Genomic DNA, 13,586 nt, shown 5'->3' with positions numbered 1-13,586 from the left:
CACCGCACTGCGCAGGGCACCACTGCGATAGACGTTCCCTTTGCCCCGCTGCCGCTGCAAGGTGCTAGAATTCGTTATCGTTTATTCCCCAAGGTAGCCCTGTAATGTCCTTCGCCGAGCAACTGACCCGCCTGCAAGCCTTCCTCGACGCCGACGAGCTGCACGAAGAAGCGCTGGACTATGTCGCCGCACACGGCTACCTCACCGCCCTGTCGATCAACGCCGAGGATGTACCGGAGCGCGAGTGGATCGACGCCCTGTTCGCCGAAGAGCCGCACTACAGCAGCGATGCCCAGCGCACCGAAATCGAGGCGACGCTGGTTGCCCTCAAGGCGCACATCGCCCGCCAGCTGGCCAGCGACGACGAATTCGAACTGCCATGCGACCTGGACCTGACCGACGAGCCGGACGATTCCGACCTGCGTGGCTGGTGCATCGGCTTCATGGAAGGCGTGTTCCTGCGTGAAGAAGCCTGGTTCGAGAACGCCGAAGAAGAAGTCAGCGAGATGCTGCTGCCGATCATGGTCGGCTCGGGCCTGTTCGACGAACAGCCAGAGTTCGCCGACATCGCCAGCAACGCCAACCTGCAGGACGACATGATCGTACAGATCCCCGAAGCGCTGACCGCGCTGTTCCTGCTGCTGCACGCCCCTGACGAAAAACCGGCGCTGCTCAAACCACGCCACCACTAATCTGCCTGTGCGCTACCTGCTGCTGGCCATCGGCTGGCTCAGCGTTGCGCTGGGGGTGTTGGGGATTTTCCTGCCGGTACTGCCCACCACCCCCTTCCTGCTACTGGCGGCAGCCTGCTTTGCCCGCAGCTCGCCGCGCTTTCACCACTGGCTGGTCAACCACCCCAGGCTCGGGCCGTGGATTCGCGACTACCTCAGTGGTGAAGGCATTCCCCTCAAGGGCAAGGTCTACGCCATCGGCCTGATGTGGGCCAGCATTGGTCTATCGTGCTACCTGGTTCCCCTCTTCTGGGCGCGCACATTCATGCTGACAAGCGCCGTGCTGGTCAGCCTGTATATCCTCAGACAGAAAACTCTGCATAAGCCAAAGTGACATTTTTTTGTCGCCAAATATCACTTTCGCCTAACGGATATTTCCTTTATTTAGAATAATTCTGGAACCGCACGAAAGCCTTGCAGACACTGGCTTTGGAAGCGATACGCGCATTCGCCATCAGCACTTATTGGCTTTCTTGTTAGAAAATAAAGATCTTATATATCAATTTGATATGAATAAATCTTCTTACATATCACGTTGAATGTACTTAGCTGTGTTGTTAAAAACCTGCAACACTATACGCGATAACATTATCGTCATTTTTTTGGCGAGCAGCAGGATCAATTCCAGGATCAGGGAGATGTACCATGCGCGTTTTGAACCCCATCACCAGTGCATTACTGTTGGCCCTGGCGAGTGCCAACGTACAGGCGATGTCGATCACCGAGGCCGTCCAGAGCGCCGTGGACTACCACCCACAAGTCAGCTCCAATCGCAACAGCAAGCTGTCGGCCGATGAGGACGTGAAATTTGCGCGTGGTGGCTACTACCCTTCCGTGGATTTGGTCGCTGGCTATGGCCGCCAGCGTTCGGACAACACCACTACCCGTGCCGAGGGTAACCACAACAAGGAAACCCTCAACTACACCCAGTCCGAGCTGCGCCTGCGGCAGATGATCTTCGACGGCTTCAACACCTCGAATGAAGTGGGCCGTACCGAGGCAGTCTCCACCTCCCGTGCCTACTACACCCAGGCCGTTGCCCAAGATGTCGCCTTGCGTGCCGTGGAGGTGTACCTGGAAGTGCTCAAGCGCCGCGAGCTGGTAACCTTGGCCAAGAACAACCTGCAAGCCCACCTGCGCGTCAACGACCAGATCGGCCTGCGTAACGAGCGCGGCGTTGGCAGCACCGCCGACCTCGACCAGTCCCGCGCACGTCGCGCCCTGGCAGAAAACAACCTGGACACCGCCGAAGTCGACCTGGCCGATGCCGAGGCCAACTTCTTCAGCGTGATCGGCCGCGCCCCGGACGAGCTGGAAAGCCCGCAGACCATCAAGGCCGAGGTGCCAGAAACCCTCGACGGCGCCCGCGACAGCATGCGTCAGAACAACCCCTACATCAAATCTGCCCAGGCTGACGTCAACGCGGCCGAGCAGCAGTACGAAGTCGGCAAGTCGACTTTCTACCCGCGCTTCGACGCCATTCTGGCAACCGGTGCCAACAACAACACCGGCGGCGAGAAAGGCCACAACAACAACGACTGGCAGGCCGGTGTAGAGATGAACTACAACCTGTTCCGCGGTGGCAGCGACAAGGCCCGCCTGCAGTCTGACGCGCACAAGATCAACCAGGCCCTGGACATCCGCAACAACGCCCTGCGTGAGCTGACCGAGAACCTGAGCCTGGCGTGGAACGCCATGAACAACGCCAGCAAGCAGCTGCCGACCGCGCGTGAATACGCCGAGACCACCAAGCGCGTACGTGCTGCCTACCAGGACCAGTTCGGCCTGGGCCAACGTACCCTGCTGGACGTGCTGGACAGTGAGAACGAGCTGTACAACGCTGACCGCCGCTACACCGAAGTGCGTTATACCGAGGAGTTCTCGCGCTACCGCGTGCTGGCGACCATGGGTGAGTTGCTGACCAAGCAACATATCTCGCTGCCGCCAGAGGCGCTGGCGACCACTGAGGTACGCACCGAGGCGCGCCTGCCCGAGATGCGTTGATCGGATTTGAGATTCGGGGGCCGCTTTGCGGCCCCCAGCCCTCACTCGGTACCATGGTTACGCAGAAACGTCTCCATCCCCATCGCCTTGATCTGCCCCTCGATCAACGCCTCGAACGGCGCCAGCAGTGCATCGAAGCAGGCAGGCTGCTCCAGCGTATTCAATGCCCCCACCACCGCCTCGATCGTCGACAATGCCCCCTCCTCCGGCGCTTTGCGCAGCCGGTAACGTGAAGGCGTAACGGCCCCCAAGGTCACTCTCGGCAACCCCTCCAGCAACGGATTCATGTACAGCAGCTTGCGCGCCTTGCGCCAGGTGCCGTCGGGCACGATCAGCAGCAAGGGTTGATCTTCGGCTTCGCTATACGCCGAGAGCACCTGGGCGTCGTCACCCGGGAATAGCAGCGCCGGGCGGTAACCGGGCGTCGCCAACAGTTCACTCAAGTCCTCGAACACCTCTCCAATCCGCAACTCGGCATTGTTCAGGCCAAGGGCAGCAAGACGTGCGGTATTCAGGGCATGGGCGGTTTCACTGGGGTGCTGCAGCAGGATGACGCGGGTGCGGCTGTCGAGTGCGGGGATCAGTGGGCAAAGGCAATGGTCGAGCGGGCGCTGGCAGCGCTCGCAACGGGGTCTGGGCATGGGGTTCTCCTTGGCGGAGACAGTTTGCCACATAAACGAGGCCCGCTTTGCGGGCCATTCGCAGGCAAGCCAGCTCCCACAGGTACTGCACAAGGCACAGGCTTATGCAGTACCTGTGGGAGCTGGCTTGCCTGCGATAGGGCCGCACAGCGGCCCCGGCAATCTCAGCGGTTGAAGCGCTCCGCCAGGCTATGCAGATACTCCGCCATACGCTCCAGATCCTGGCTGATCTCCGCCCCCTGCCTGGCCTGCCCGGCACTCTGGTCACACAGCTGGGCAATCCTCACGATCTGCTGGTTGATGTCCTCGGCCACATGGCTCTGCTGCTCCGACGCCGTCGCCATCTGCTGGCTCATGCCAGTGATACGGCTGACCGCCTGGGCTATCCCGCTCAGCGCAGCCTGCACGGCCTCGACACTGTGCACGCTGTCCCGCGAGATCTGCTCGCCCCGGCTGGCCGTGCTCACCGCACGCTCGGCACCTGCACGCAGCGAGGCAATGATGTGGTGGATCTCATCGGTAGACGCACGGGTGCGCTGGGCCAGCGAACGTACTTCATCCGCCACCACGGCAAACCCGCGCCCCTGCTCGCCCGCGCGCGCCGCCTCGATGGCTGCGTTCAGTGCCAACAGGTTGGTCTGTTCGGCAATCGAGGTAATGACATCGACCACACTGCCGATCGACTGGGTCTGCTCGGCCAAGGCATTGACTGCCAGGCCGATGTCATTGACCGCATCGCTCATGCTGCCCATGGCCTTGAGGCTCTGCAGCGCCAGTTCGCTACCCTGCTGCGCCAGCTGGTCGGCATCACCCGCCGCGTGTGCGGTGCTTTGCACGTTGTGGGTAACCTCCTGAATGGTCGCCGCCATCTGGGCAATGGCCGTCGCGGATTGGTCGGTCTCGCTGCGCTGGCGGTCGAGCATTTGTGCTTGCGCATCGGATAAATCGGACGACTGCGCCGCCCGCGACTTCACCCCGACGCCTGCATCCACCAAACGGGTCAAAGCCGTTTGCAGTCGTGCTTCCTCGCTGATGATTGCCAGGTCGAGCTGGCCCTGCAGCCCTGGGTTGTCGCTGTAGGTCAACGCCACCAGCGGGCTGGTGAAGGCCTTGGGGTGCTCGGCCAGCGTACGGCGGATGGCCTGGTTCTGCCGGTGCTCGACCAGGTACCAGGCCAGCAGGAGGCTGGCCATCAGCACGCCAAGCGCTGCATAGGGTGGCAGCCACAGGTAGCCAGCCGCCGACAGCAGGCCCGCGCCAATCAGCGGCCAGCCGTGCCCCAGCCCATGCCCCAGCCGCGCCGCCCATGGCACCGCTGCACGGCCGGCGCGAAGACGTGCATACAGCGACTCGGCACGGCGGATCTGCTCGCGCGTGGGCACAGAGCGCACCGACTCGTAGCCACTGATGCGGCCTTGTTCGTAGATCGCCGTGACATAGGCGCTGACCCAGTAATAGTCCCCGTTCTTGGCCCGGTTCTTGACCACGCCCATCCACGGTTTGCCCTGCTTGATGGTCTCCCACATATGCCCGAACACCGCCGGCGGCATATCCGGGTGGCGCACCAGGTTGTGGGGTTGGCCAACCAGCTCGTCGTAGGTGAAGCCGCTGATCGCCACGAAGGCGTCGTTGCAGTAGGTGATGCGGCTGTTCAGGTCCGTGGTGGAAATCAGGCGTTGATCGCTGGAAAAGGTTCTTTCGTGCTCAGTGACGGGCAAATTCATGCGCATCTTGGGCGATCCTTGCAGGATGAAATGAGGGAAAATCATCAGCGCAAGTTGATATGTAGCAGAGCGCTATCAGGTTAGCGGTCTGCTTTTGCCGGAATTTAGCGCCTCCCGACGGAATGCATGAACGCGTTGCTTCTCAGCCCACGTTGAGCTGGCTTTTCAGCAGGTCGCGGAAGGTCTGGATCAAGGGTTCACGGCTACGCCCGCGACGGATGATCAGCGAAAACGGGGCCTGGTAACCAAACGTCGACGGCGACAGCACACGCAAGTCGCCCTTGTCGACCCAGGCCTGGGCGTAATGTTCGGGCAAATAGCCGATATAAGCCCCGGACAGAATCAGGATCAGCTGCGCCTCCATACTCTCCACCGTCGCCGCGCTGTGCTTGAAACCATGCCGGGCCAACTCGGCCTGGCTCCAGTAGCCACGCCCTACCATGCGTTGCTGCGTCACCACCGGCTCAGGGATGCGCCGCTCGGTATACAACGGGTGACGGCTGCTGCAGTACAACCAGTGCTGCTCACGGTACAACGGCTGGTACAGCAGGCCGCTCATGCGCGAGGAGAACGCGCCAATGGCCAGGTCCAGGCGGTTGTCCTGCACACCCAGTTGCAGCTCGTAGGGGCTGGACACCGACAGGTGCAGGTGCACCGCCGGGTGCTCCTGGCTGTAGGCGCCGATGGCTTCGGCCAGCGGCAAGGCCCGGTCACCGACCGTGGAGTCGATCACCCCAAGGTTGAGGGTGCCGCGCAGTTCACCCTTGAGGGCAGCGGCATACTGCTCGAAGCCGTCCAGCTCGGCCAACAGGCGCAGGGTTTCCTGGTGGAACAGTTCGCCTTTGCTGGTGAGGCTGAAGCCGCCACGGCCACGGTGACACAGCACGATACCCAGGGCCCCCTCCAACTGGCTCATGTAAGTACTGATGGCCGAGGTTGAAAGGTTCAGCTCGCGCTGGGCGTTGGCAAAGCCCTGGTGGCGCACCACGCTGATAAAGATGCGCAGCAGTTTCAGGTCGGGCAAGGTCGAGGCCATGGTGCAACGGTTCCGCAGGGGTATTTGCGCGCAGTCTAACCGCTCTGCCCGCCTTTAGTTCAGAAATTCCTGAACTAAGTTTTTGTCGGTAGCGATTCTTCCCCGCCACTACCTTCAGCAGACTTGGCCGAAATGTCCCTGCCCGCCGGCAAAACCACACTTGAAATGGCGCGCGGCGGCACAGGTTCGAACAAACAGAACAATCGACCGACTGATGAGGCCCACCGTGGACAAGACTCTCCACCAACCACTGGGCGGCAACGAAATGCCGCGTTTCGGCGGCATCGCCACCATGCTCCGTCTCCCCCACCTGCAAAGCGCCGAAGGCCTGGATGCCGCCTTCATTGGCGTGCCGCTGGACATCGGCACCTCGCTGCGCTCCGGCACCCGCTTCGGCCCACGGCAGATTCGCGCCGAGTCGGTGATGATCCGCCCGTACAACATGGCCACCGGTGCTGCACCGTTCGACTCGCTGTCGGTGGCCGACATCGGCGACGTGGCGATCAACACCTTCAACCTGCTGGACGCCGTGCGCATCATCGAAGAAGCGTATGACGAGATCGTCGAGCACAATGTCATCCCGATGACCCTGGGTGGCGACCACACCATCACCCTGCCGATCCTGCGCGCACTGCACAAGAAGCACGGCAAGATCGGCCTGGTGCACATCGATGCCCACGCCGACGTCAACGACCACATGTTTGGCGAGAAGATCGCCCACGGCACCACCTTCCGCCGCGCCGTGGAAGAAGGCCTGCTCGATTGCGACCGCGTGGTGCAGATCGGCCTGCGCGCCCAGGGCTATACCGCCGACGACTTCAACTGGAGCCGCCGCCAGGGCTTCCGTGTGGTGCAGGCCGAAGAGTGCTGGCACAAGTCGCTGGAGCCACTGATGGCCGAAGTGCGGGAAAAAGTCGGCGGCGGCCCGGTTTACCTGTCGTTCGACATCGACGGCATCGACCCGGCCTGGGCGCCTGGCACCGGCACCCCGGAAATTGGCGGCTTGACCACCATCCAGGCGATGGAGATCATTCGCGGCTGCCACGGCCTGGACCTGATCGGCTGTGACCTTGTCGAAGTCTCCCCGCCTTACGACACCACCGGCAACACCTCGCTGCTCGGTGCCAACCTGCTGTTCGAAATGCTCTGCGTGCTACCGGGCGTAGTGCGTCGCTAATACCGCTACACCCCGGCAGGAGCCATGAGGGAGGGCCACTGAGGCCCGCCAACAACACGACAAGACCGCCGGGCGCCGTGCAACCGCCCGCGTGGTCGATCTCGCCATAATAAAGATAATCGGGAGACCCCCAATGGCCTTGGACATCATTGTTGTAATGATCTATACCGCCGGCATGCTCGGGCTTGGCTGGTATGGCATGCGGCGCGCGAAAACCCACGAAGACTACCTGGTAGCCGGGCGAAACCTCGGCCCTGTCCTGTACATGGGCACCATGGCCACGACCGTGCTCGGTGGTGCTTCTACCGTTGGCACCGTACGCCTGGGCTACGTCCACGGCATTTCCGGTTTCTGGCTGTGTGCAGCCTTGGGCCTGGGCATCATCGCCATCAACCTGTTCCTCGCCAAACCGTTGCTGCGCCTGCGCATCTTCACCGTGACTCAGGTGCTGGAGCAGCGCTACAACCCGACTGCTCGCCAGGCCAGCGCCGTAATCATGCTGGCTTACGCGCTGATGATCGGCGTAACCTCCACCTTGGCCATGGCCACCGTACTGCAAGTGCTGCTGGACCTGCCATTCTGGGCCTCGCTGATGCTCGGCGGCGGTGTAGTGGTGCTGTACTCCACCATTGGCGGCATGTGGTCGCTGACCCTGACCGACATCGTGCAGTTCGTGATCAAAACCGTCGGCCTGATGTTCATCCTGTTGCCAGTGTGCCTGTACAAGGCCGGTGGCTGGGACACCCTGGTGGCCAAGCTGCCGGCGGCCAGCTTCCAGCTGACCACCATTGGCTGGGACACCATCATCACCTACTTCCTGATCTACTTCTTCGGCATCCTCATCGGCCAGGATATCTGGCAGCGGGTGTTCACCGCCCGTGACGAGAAAGTCTGCCAGCGTGCCGGTACCACCGCCGGTGTGTACTGCGTGCTGTACGGCCTGGCCTGCGCCGCGATCGGCATGGCTGCACATGTGCTGATGCCCGACCTGGCCAACCCGAACAATGCGTTCGCCGAAATGATCAAGACCACCCTGCCCGATGGCATCCGTGGCCTGCTGATGGCGGCAGCGCTGGCAGCCATGATGTCCACCGCCAGTGCCGGCCTGCTGGCGGCCTCGACGACCGTGACCGAAGACCTGCTGCCCAAGCTGCGTGGCGGCAAGCAGTCGAGCCTTGGCGTCAGCCGCCTGTTCACCCTGCTCACCGGCCTGGTGGTACTGGGTATCGCGCTGATGGTGAACGACGTGATCAACGCACTGACCCTGGCCTACAACCTGCTGGTCGGCGGCATGCTGATCCCGCTGATCGGGGCGATCTTCTGGAAGCGTGCGACCACCGCCGGCGCCATTGCCAGCATGTCGCTGGGCTTTGCCACCGCGCTGCTGTTCATGTTCAAGGACGGGCTGGAGGCCAATACGCCGATCTACTACAGCCTGGCTATTGGCCTGGTGAGCTTTGTGGTGGTTAGCCTGATGTCGCGTAAGTCGGTGGCAGCAGTGAAGCTGGCCTGATAGATCCTGACAGATAAAACAAGGCCGCTGCATCCAACCGGATGCAGCGGCCTTTGTTTTTTATCAGCGACGACGCGGCTGGCGCTTGCGCTGCTCTTCATCAGTCGGGATCGGCACCGGCTGCAAGGGTGGTGGAATCAGCCCCAAGGCAACCGCCAGGTCGTGGAGCCAGTTGGACAGTGGTTTATTCATAATGCCCCCTTGACGGGTCAGCCTCACGGCAAATCAATCCTGCGATGTTTCATACAGATCATAGCCCGATGTCCTGTATTACGCATGCCTCTGCTCTTACAGATAAGGGCCATTTTGACGCGGATCAAGCCGTAACGGCGCATTCCGACGACTGGTTAATCGTTTCGCTTTGTTGCAGGTCGATCCACGCCTGCAAATTGGCGCCGCGCATACCCTGGCGCCACATCAGCCAGGTGACCGCCTGATCGAACGGTGCTTGCAGACGGTGCACCCTTACCCGGTCGCGCCCGGGCAAGCTGTCGAGCATCGACTGGGCCATCATCGCCACCCCTGCGCCAGCAATCACGCAGGCCAGCATGCTCTGGTAAGACTCGATCTCCATGACCCGGCCCATAGGGGTATGCGCATGGGCATACCAGGCCTCCAGGCGCATGCGGTACGAGCAGCCCTGGCGGAACGTGAACACCGCCTTCCCTGCCACATCCTTGGCGGTATGCACCGCCGGGTGCTCCGGGCTGGTGATCAGCACCAGATGCTCGTCACACAACGGCACCCCATCCAGCCCGGCCAGGTTCAGCGGCCCATCCACCAGGGCAGCATCCAGGCGGTGGCTTAGCAAGCCTTCCAGCAGCTCGCCGCTAGGGGCAGCGCGCACCTGCAGGTTCACCGCCGGGTAGGCCTGGTGATAGCGCGCCAGCAACGCCGGCAAATGGGTTGCCGCTGTGCTGTACATGGTCCCCAGCACAAAATCCCCGGCCGGCTGGCCGCCCCGCACGGCAGCCAGCGCCTCGTCGCGCAAGGCCGACATGCGGTGTGCGTAGTCCAGCAGCACCTTGCCCGCCGGCGATAGCTGCAGGCGCTGGCGTTCGCGCAGGAACAGCTCGACGCCCAACTGCTCTTCCAGTTGGCGCAGGCGCGTCGACAGGTTTGACGGCACCCGATGCAGGCGCTCTGCAGCACGGGTGACCGAGCCTTCCTCGGCCACGGCCTGGAAGATACGCAGCTGGCTGAATTCCACGGCTTTCTCCAAAACAGAACAACTTGATCATCATTATTCAATTTTATTGAAAAAGAAACCGCCCTAACCTGCCGGCTATCGCTTACATCCGTGCAGGAGACTTGTCATGTCGCCACTTATCCAACTGCTGGCCAGCGCCGTGGCGCTGATGATGGCCATGGGCATCGGCCGTTTCGCCCTCACGCCACAATTGCCGCAACTGATCGCCGAAGGCCAGTTCGACCTGGCGGTTGCCGGGCTGGTCGCGGCAGCCAACTACCTGGGCTATTTCATTGGCGCGGTAGATGCCATGTTCGCCCGCTCACCCGGCCAGGTGCGACTGCGCCTGCAAGGCGGGCTGTGGCTGTGCGTGCTGCTGACTCTGGCCTCGTGGGCCGCTGATGGGTTGTGGAGCCACCTGCTGCTGCGCTTTGGTACCGGTGTGGCCAGTGCCTGGGTGCTGGTGATGATCACCAGCCTCAGCCAGCAAGTGGCCAATGCACACAACCGCCAGCGCCAAGGCGCCTTGGTGTTCGCCGGGCCGGGCCTGGGCATTGCCGTGACCGGGCTGCTGGCTTTGGTGGCGCATGTGCTGGGGCTGGGCTCGGCCGCCCTGTGGCTGATCTATGCCGTGGCTGCGCTGATGATGTTGCTGGCCGTGCGGCCATGGCTGCCACGCGCCCTGCATGCGGCGCCAGCCCCGTCGCCAGTGCGCCAAGGCCCTACCCGCAGCGTCGGCATTGGCCGCCTGGGCCTGGTGTATGCGCTGTACGGCGTGGGTTACATCTTGCCGGCCACCTTCCTGTCGCAAATGGCCAACCAACAGTTCCAGGGGCAGTGGCAGGCCGACCTGTTCTGGCCGGCGTTTGGCCTGGCGGCGGCCTTGGGCGTGCTGCTGGTAAGCCTGCGCCGTGGCGGCCGCACCTCAACCTGGCTGACCGCCACGCTGTGGCTGCAAGGGGTCGGCGTGCTGGCCTGCCTGTTGGGCGGGGGCATCGGGCTGGCGCTGGGCGTGGTGCTGTGTGGCGGGCCGTTCCTGGCCTGCATGCAACTGGTGATGCAACGCTCGCGAGAGCTGGCACCCCATGCCACGCAACGCAATGCCGGGCTATTGACCGCATGCTTTGCCCTGGGGCAACTGAGTGGCCCATTGCTGGCAGCACTCAGCATCCAGTACAGCGGCGGGCTGCAGCCGGCACTGATGGCGGCGGCGGGCGGGTTGGTGGTGGCCGGAGGGCTGATGCGGTTGGCACGCAGCGAGCGGGCCGGCGGCGCCTGCCCGGCAAACCTTTAACCTACATACCGCCGTAGCTGCTTCTTCACCCAAGGCTCGGCACTTACCAGAATCACCCCCAGCAGCACCATCAACGCGCCAATCACAAAGTTGACGCTCAGCGGCTCATCCAGCAGCAGTACACCAAAGGTCACCCCGAACAGCGGGGTGATGAACGAAAACACAGCGAGGTTTGATGCCAGGTACTTGCGCAGCAACCAGAACCAGGTCAGGTAGCTGACGAACGACACCACAATCCCCTGGAACAGCACACTGCCCATGGCCAATGGCGTCAGCGACACGGCGCCGATCTGTCCACTGAGCAAGGCAATCAGCAACAGCCCGGCAAAACCCACCGCCAGCTGATAGAACAGGGTCAAGGTCGCCGGGGCCTCCGACAGCCGCGAGCAGCGCACCACCACCGTGGTCGCGCCCCAGGCCAGGCCGGCGATGACACCGAAGGCATCACCCAGCAGCATGCGGCCATCCATCTCCTCGAACGACATGCCACCGGCAAACGCCATGGCAATGCCACCAAATGCCAGCAGAATCCCCAGCCACTGCAACAGTCTCAGGCGCTCGCTAGGTAACCGGAAATGCAGGCCCAGCGCGGTAAACACCGGTGCGGTATAGAGGAACACCGACATGTGCGCGGCCGACGTCAGCTTCAGCCCCTCGGCGATGAACAGGAATTCAAGGCCGAACAACCCACCCGCCACCACCCCGGCGCGCCATGTAGTGCCGACCTGTTCCCAGCCACCGCGCCAGCACAACATCAGGCCTACCAGAACGGCAGCGATACCATTGCGCAGGGCCGCTTGCATCACCGGGGCGATATCCACGGCGGCGGTTTTGATCAGCACCTGCTGGCAACCCCAGATCAGGCACAGCCCCAGCATCACCTGGAAAGCGAAGGCGTCAGGGTTCTTGCGGACCGCGCTCATGGGCGGGCCTCTGGGGTGATCGTAGGCATGGGCAAAGGCTCGGCAGTATTCAGAAGTTACCGATTATCGGGTTTCCATGCCCACCGTTGCCAGCCTCAAAACGACCTCAAGCAATCTGCGCCTTCGCTGACACCTGTTCGAAGGTGGCTTCATCCAGCGCATCCGCCTGCTCGTCCAGCACCTGACGCGGGTGCTCGAAGCCGGGGATGCTGCTGTCGATCAGGCTCATCAGGCGCAAACCGCGCTCGGTCAGCACGAAGTTTTCGCCATTTCCGCCCTCTTCTTCAGGCCGGCTTTCGATGAAGCCACGCTTGAACAGCAGCTTCTCGTACTCACAGGCAAGGGTTTTAAGCAGGTCCAGGTCTCCCACCGGCTCACCCTTGGCAGCCAGCGCTGCAGCGTGCTGCTCGGCATAGGGGCGTGGGGTAAAGCTGTGACCAGCGCCGTTCTGCACCTCGTGCAACAAGCGCTCGATCAGGTCCCAATCGTAGGGGATGCTCATGGTGATGGGCTCCAGCTATGGACGGAAGGGGTACACAGGTTGGGACCGGAGAGTGGGTGGTGACGTTCCGGAAAGTTAAATGAGAGCCACGATATGAGTGCCCCACCTCGCTGGATGACTAACCGTTATCGCCATCGGTCGCAATCGCTGAACTTGCCCGCGCCTTTTGCCCTCCACCGCACATAGCCATCGCTGGAGGTAGAAAGGATGAAACCGCTACTGTCCCTCACTTGCGCCATTGCTCTGTCCTGCGCCCTGCCCGCCTGGGCCTGCACACCGGAAGAAGCCACGCAGAAACGTGAAGAGCTGGCCGGGCTGGTTACCCAGTTGACCGAGCAGAATCCGCAAAAGGCCAAGGAGATCAATGATGAACTTCAGGGGATGGATCTGGAGACGGCGAGCAAGGACTTGCCCGACAAGTGTCAGCTGATAGACCAGCGGATCAAGGAATTGAAAACGGCGGAGAAGAAGGCTGAGTAGTTGTCGCCTGTACTGGCCTCTTCGCGGGCACGCCCGCTCCCACAGGATTGGACTGCCCCCCAAAAGTTGGACAGTTTTAGCCAGTGGTCTGAGTCCTGTAGCTCACAGGGCTCAGGCCATTGAGTTTCAGCCTGATGCGGTCATGGTTGTAGTAGTGAATGTACTCATCCAGTCCCGCTTTTAGTTCCTCGACACTCTCAAAGCGATTCAGGTAGAAAAACTCCGACTTGAGCGTGCCGAAGAAGCTTTCCATCGCCGCATTATCCAGGCAATTGCCTTTGCGGGACATGCTCTGCTTCACACCTCGTGCGGCAAGTTTGTGACGGTATTGAGCCTGCTGATAATGCCACCCTTGATCCGAGTGGATGACTA

Annotated in this window: 15 protein-coding genes; 7 read left to right on the top strand and 8 right to left on the bottom strand. The window is 62.1% G+C overall.

Annotation, left to right across the window (positions count from 1 at the left end; genetic code table 11):
• Positions 1 to 104: 104 nt before the first annotated feature.
• From N436_RS17450 to N436_RS17440, 3 genes are all read left to right on the top strand, one after another.
• Positions 105 to 692 (top strand): YecA family protein, encoded by a 588-nt coding sequence (locus N436_RS17450; protein ID WP_105946034.1) that lies wholly within the window; start codon positions 105 to 107, stop codon positions 690 to 692.
• Positions 693 to 699: 7 nt separating this feature from the next.
• A complete protein-coding gene (locus N436_RS17445) occupies positions 700 to 1,065 on the top strand; it encodes a YbaN family protein (RefSeq protein ID WP_110741621.1) in 366 nt (121 codons plus the stop codon).
• 311 nt (positions 1,066 to 1,376) lie between these two features.
• Entirely contained in the window at positions 1,377 to 2,735 is a 1,359-nt protein-coding gene (locus N436_RS17440) for a TolC family outer membrane protein (RefSeq protein ID WP_105946032.1), read from the top strand.
• Between the two features lie 41 nt (positions 2,736 to 2,776).
• On the opposite strand, the gene N436_RS17435 is transcribed toward N436_RS17440, so the two are convergent.
• From N436_RS17435 to N436_RS17425, 3 genes are all read right to left on the bottom strand, one after another.
• Complete coding sequence (locus N436_RS17435; protein WP_110741620.1) at positions 2,777 to 3,376, bottom strand: tRNA-uridine aminocarboxypropyltransferase; 600 nt, start codon at positions 3,374 to 3,376, stop codon at positions 2,777 to 2,779.
• Positions 3,377 to 3,540: 164 nt separating this feature from the next.
• Positions 3,541 to 5,106, bottom strand: coding sequence for a PAS domain-containing methyl-accepting chemotaxis protein (locus tag N436_RS17430; protein ID WP_105946030.1), 1,566 nt, complete (start codon positions 5,104 to 5,106; stop codon positions 3,541 to 3,543).
• 136 nt (positions 5,107 to 5,242) lie between these two features.
• Complete coding sequence (locus N436_RS17425) at positions 5,243 to 6,136, bottom strand: LysR family transcriptional regulator (protein ID WP_016711883.1); 894 nt, start codon at positions 6,134 to 6,136, stop codon at positions 5,243 to 5,245.
• Positions 6,137 to 6,362: 226 nt separating this feature from the next.
• On the opposite strand from N436_RS17425, the gene speB reads away from it, so the two are divergent.
• Together speB and N436_RS17415 are read left to right on the top strand one after the other, a co-directional pair.
• Positions 6,363 to 7,313: an agmatinase gene (speB, locus tag N436_RS17420; RefSeq protein WP_003254586.1), complete on the top strand. Its 951-nt coding sequence runs from the start codon at positions 6,363 to 6,365 to the stop codon at positions 7,311 to 7,313.
• A 133-nt stretch (positions 7,314 to 7,446) separates the two neighbouring features.
• Complete coding sequence (locus N436_RS17415; RefSeq protein ID WP_105946029.1) at positions 7,447 to 8,826, top strand: sodium:solute symporter; 1,380 nt, start codon at positions 7,447 to 7,449, stop codon at positions 8,824 to 8,826.
• 63 nt (positions 8,827 to 8,889) lie between these two features.
• Here N436_RS17415 and N436_RS28770 read toward each other — a convergent pair whose 3' ends face one another.
• Positions 8,890 to 9,018 (bottom strand): PA1414 family protein, encoded by a 129-nt coding sequence (locus N436_RS28770; protein WP_009683677.1) that lies wholly within the window; start codon positions 9,016 to 9,018, stop codon positions 8,890 to 8,892.
• A gap of 124 nt (positions 9,019 to 9,142) precedes the next feature.
• The gene (locus N436_RS17410; protein WP_016711885.1) at positions 9,143 to 10,036 is read right to left on the bottom strand and encodes a LysR family transcriptional regulator; all 894 of its coding nucleotides are present in this window, start codon (positions 10,034 to 10,036) and stop codon (positions 9,143 to 9,145) included.
• 106 nt (positions 10,037 to 10,142) lie between these two features.
• Between N436_RS17410 and N436_RS17405 the strand changes: the two genes are divergently transcribed.
• Entirely contained in the window at positions 10,143 to 11,309 is a 1,167-nt protein-coding gene (locus tag N436_RS17405) for an MFS transporter (protein ID WP_110741619.1), read from the top strand.
• On the opposite strand, the gene N436_RS17400 is transcribed toward N436_RS17405, so the two are convergent.
• Positions 11,306 to 12,232 carry a DMT family transporter gene (locus N436_RS17400; RefSeq protein WP_110741618.1) on the bottom strand — a complete coding sequence of 309 codons (927 nt, stop codon included), beginning with the start codon at positions 12,230 to 12,232 and terminating at the stop codon, positions 11,306 to 11,308. The two genes, N436_RS17405 and N436_RS17400, sit on opposite strands and share 4 nt — an antisense overlap.
• Before the next feature lie 106 nt (positions 12,233 to 12,338).
• Positions 12,339 to 12,734 carry a transcriptional regulator gene (locus N436_RS17395; protein ID WP_104834183.1) on the bottom strand — a complete coding sequence of 132 codons (396 nt, stop codon included), beginning with the start codon at positions 12,732 to 12,734 and terminating at the stop codon, positions 12,339 to 12,341.
• 207 nt (positions 12,735 to 12,941) lie between these two features.
• Between N436_RS17395 and N436_RS17390 the strand changes: the two genes are divergently transcribed.
• Positions 12,942 to 13,214, top strand: coding sequence for a hypothetical protein (locus N436_RS17390; RefSeq protein ID WP_105946027.1), 273 nt, complete (start codon positions 12,942 to 12,944; stop codon positions 13,212 to 13,214).
• A gap of 76 nt (positions 13,215 to 13,290) precedes the next feature.
• Here the strand turns inward: N436_RS17390 and N436_RS17385 are convergent.
• Positions 13,291 to 13,586: IS3 family transposase (locus N436_RS17385; protein ID WP_146232441.1), on the bottom strand; the 296-nt coding region annotated here is incomplete at its 5' end.

Origin of the sequence: Pseudomonas sp. RV120224-01b, from assembly GCF_003208145.1 — a bacterium.
Lineage (GTDB): Bacteria > Pseudomonadota > Gammaproteobacteria > Pseudomonadales > Pseudomonadaceae > Aquipseudomonas > Aquipseudomonas monteilii.
Note: the sequence above shows the minus strand (reverse complement) of the source record. Positions and strands in the feature narration are given on the sequence as shown.

What these genes read in the sequence shown, in the direction of transcription:
- N436_RS17450 (WP_105946034.1), top strand. Translation starts at nt 105, where the DNA reads ATGTCCTTCGCCGAGCAACTGACCCGCCTGCAAGCCTTCCTCGACGCC.
- N436_RS17440 (WP_105946032.1), top strand. Translation starts at nt 1,377, where the DNA reads ATGCGCGTTTTGAACCCCATCACCAGTGCATTACTGTTGGCCCTGGCG.
- N436_RS17435 (WP_110741620.1), bottom strand. Translation starts at nt 3,376, where the DNA reads ATGCCCAGACCCCGTTGCGAGCGCTGCCAGCGCCCGCTCGACCATTGC.
- N436_RS17430 (WP_105946030.1), bottom strand. Translation starts at nt 5,106, where the DNA reads ATGCGCATGAATTTGCCCGTCACTGAGCACGAAAGAACCTTTTCCAGC.
- N436_RS17425 (WP_016711883.1), bottom strand. Translation starts at nt 6,136, where the DNA reads ATGGCCTCGACCTTGCCCGACCTGAAACTGCTGCGCATCTTTATCAGC.
- N436_RS17415 (WP_105946029.1), top strand. Translation starts at nt 7,447, where the DNA reads ATGGCCTTGGACATCATTGTTGTAATGATCTATACCGCCGGCATGCTC.
- N436_RS28770 (WP_009683677.1), bottom strand. Translation starts at nt 9,018, where the DNA reads ATGAATAAACCACTGTCCAACTGGCTCCACGACCTGGCGGTTGCCTTG.
- N436_RS17405 (WP_110741619.1), top strand. Translation starts at nt 10,143, where the DNA reads ATGTCGCCACTTATCCAACTGCTGGCCAGCGCCGTGGCGCTGATGATG.
- N436_RS17400 (WP_110741618.1), bottom strand. Translation starts at nt 12,232, where the DNA reads ATGAGCGCGGTCCGCAAGAACCCTGACGCCTTCGCTTTCCAGGTGATG.
- N436_RS17395 (WP_104834183.1), bottom strand. Translation starts at nt 12,734, where the DNA reads ATGAGCATCCCCTACGATTGGGACCTGATCGAGCGCTTGTTGCACGAG.
- N436_RS17390 (WP_105946027.1), top strand. Translation starts at nt 12,942, where the DNA reads ATGAAACCGCTACTGTCCCTCACTTGCGCCATTGCTCTGTCCTGCGCC.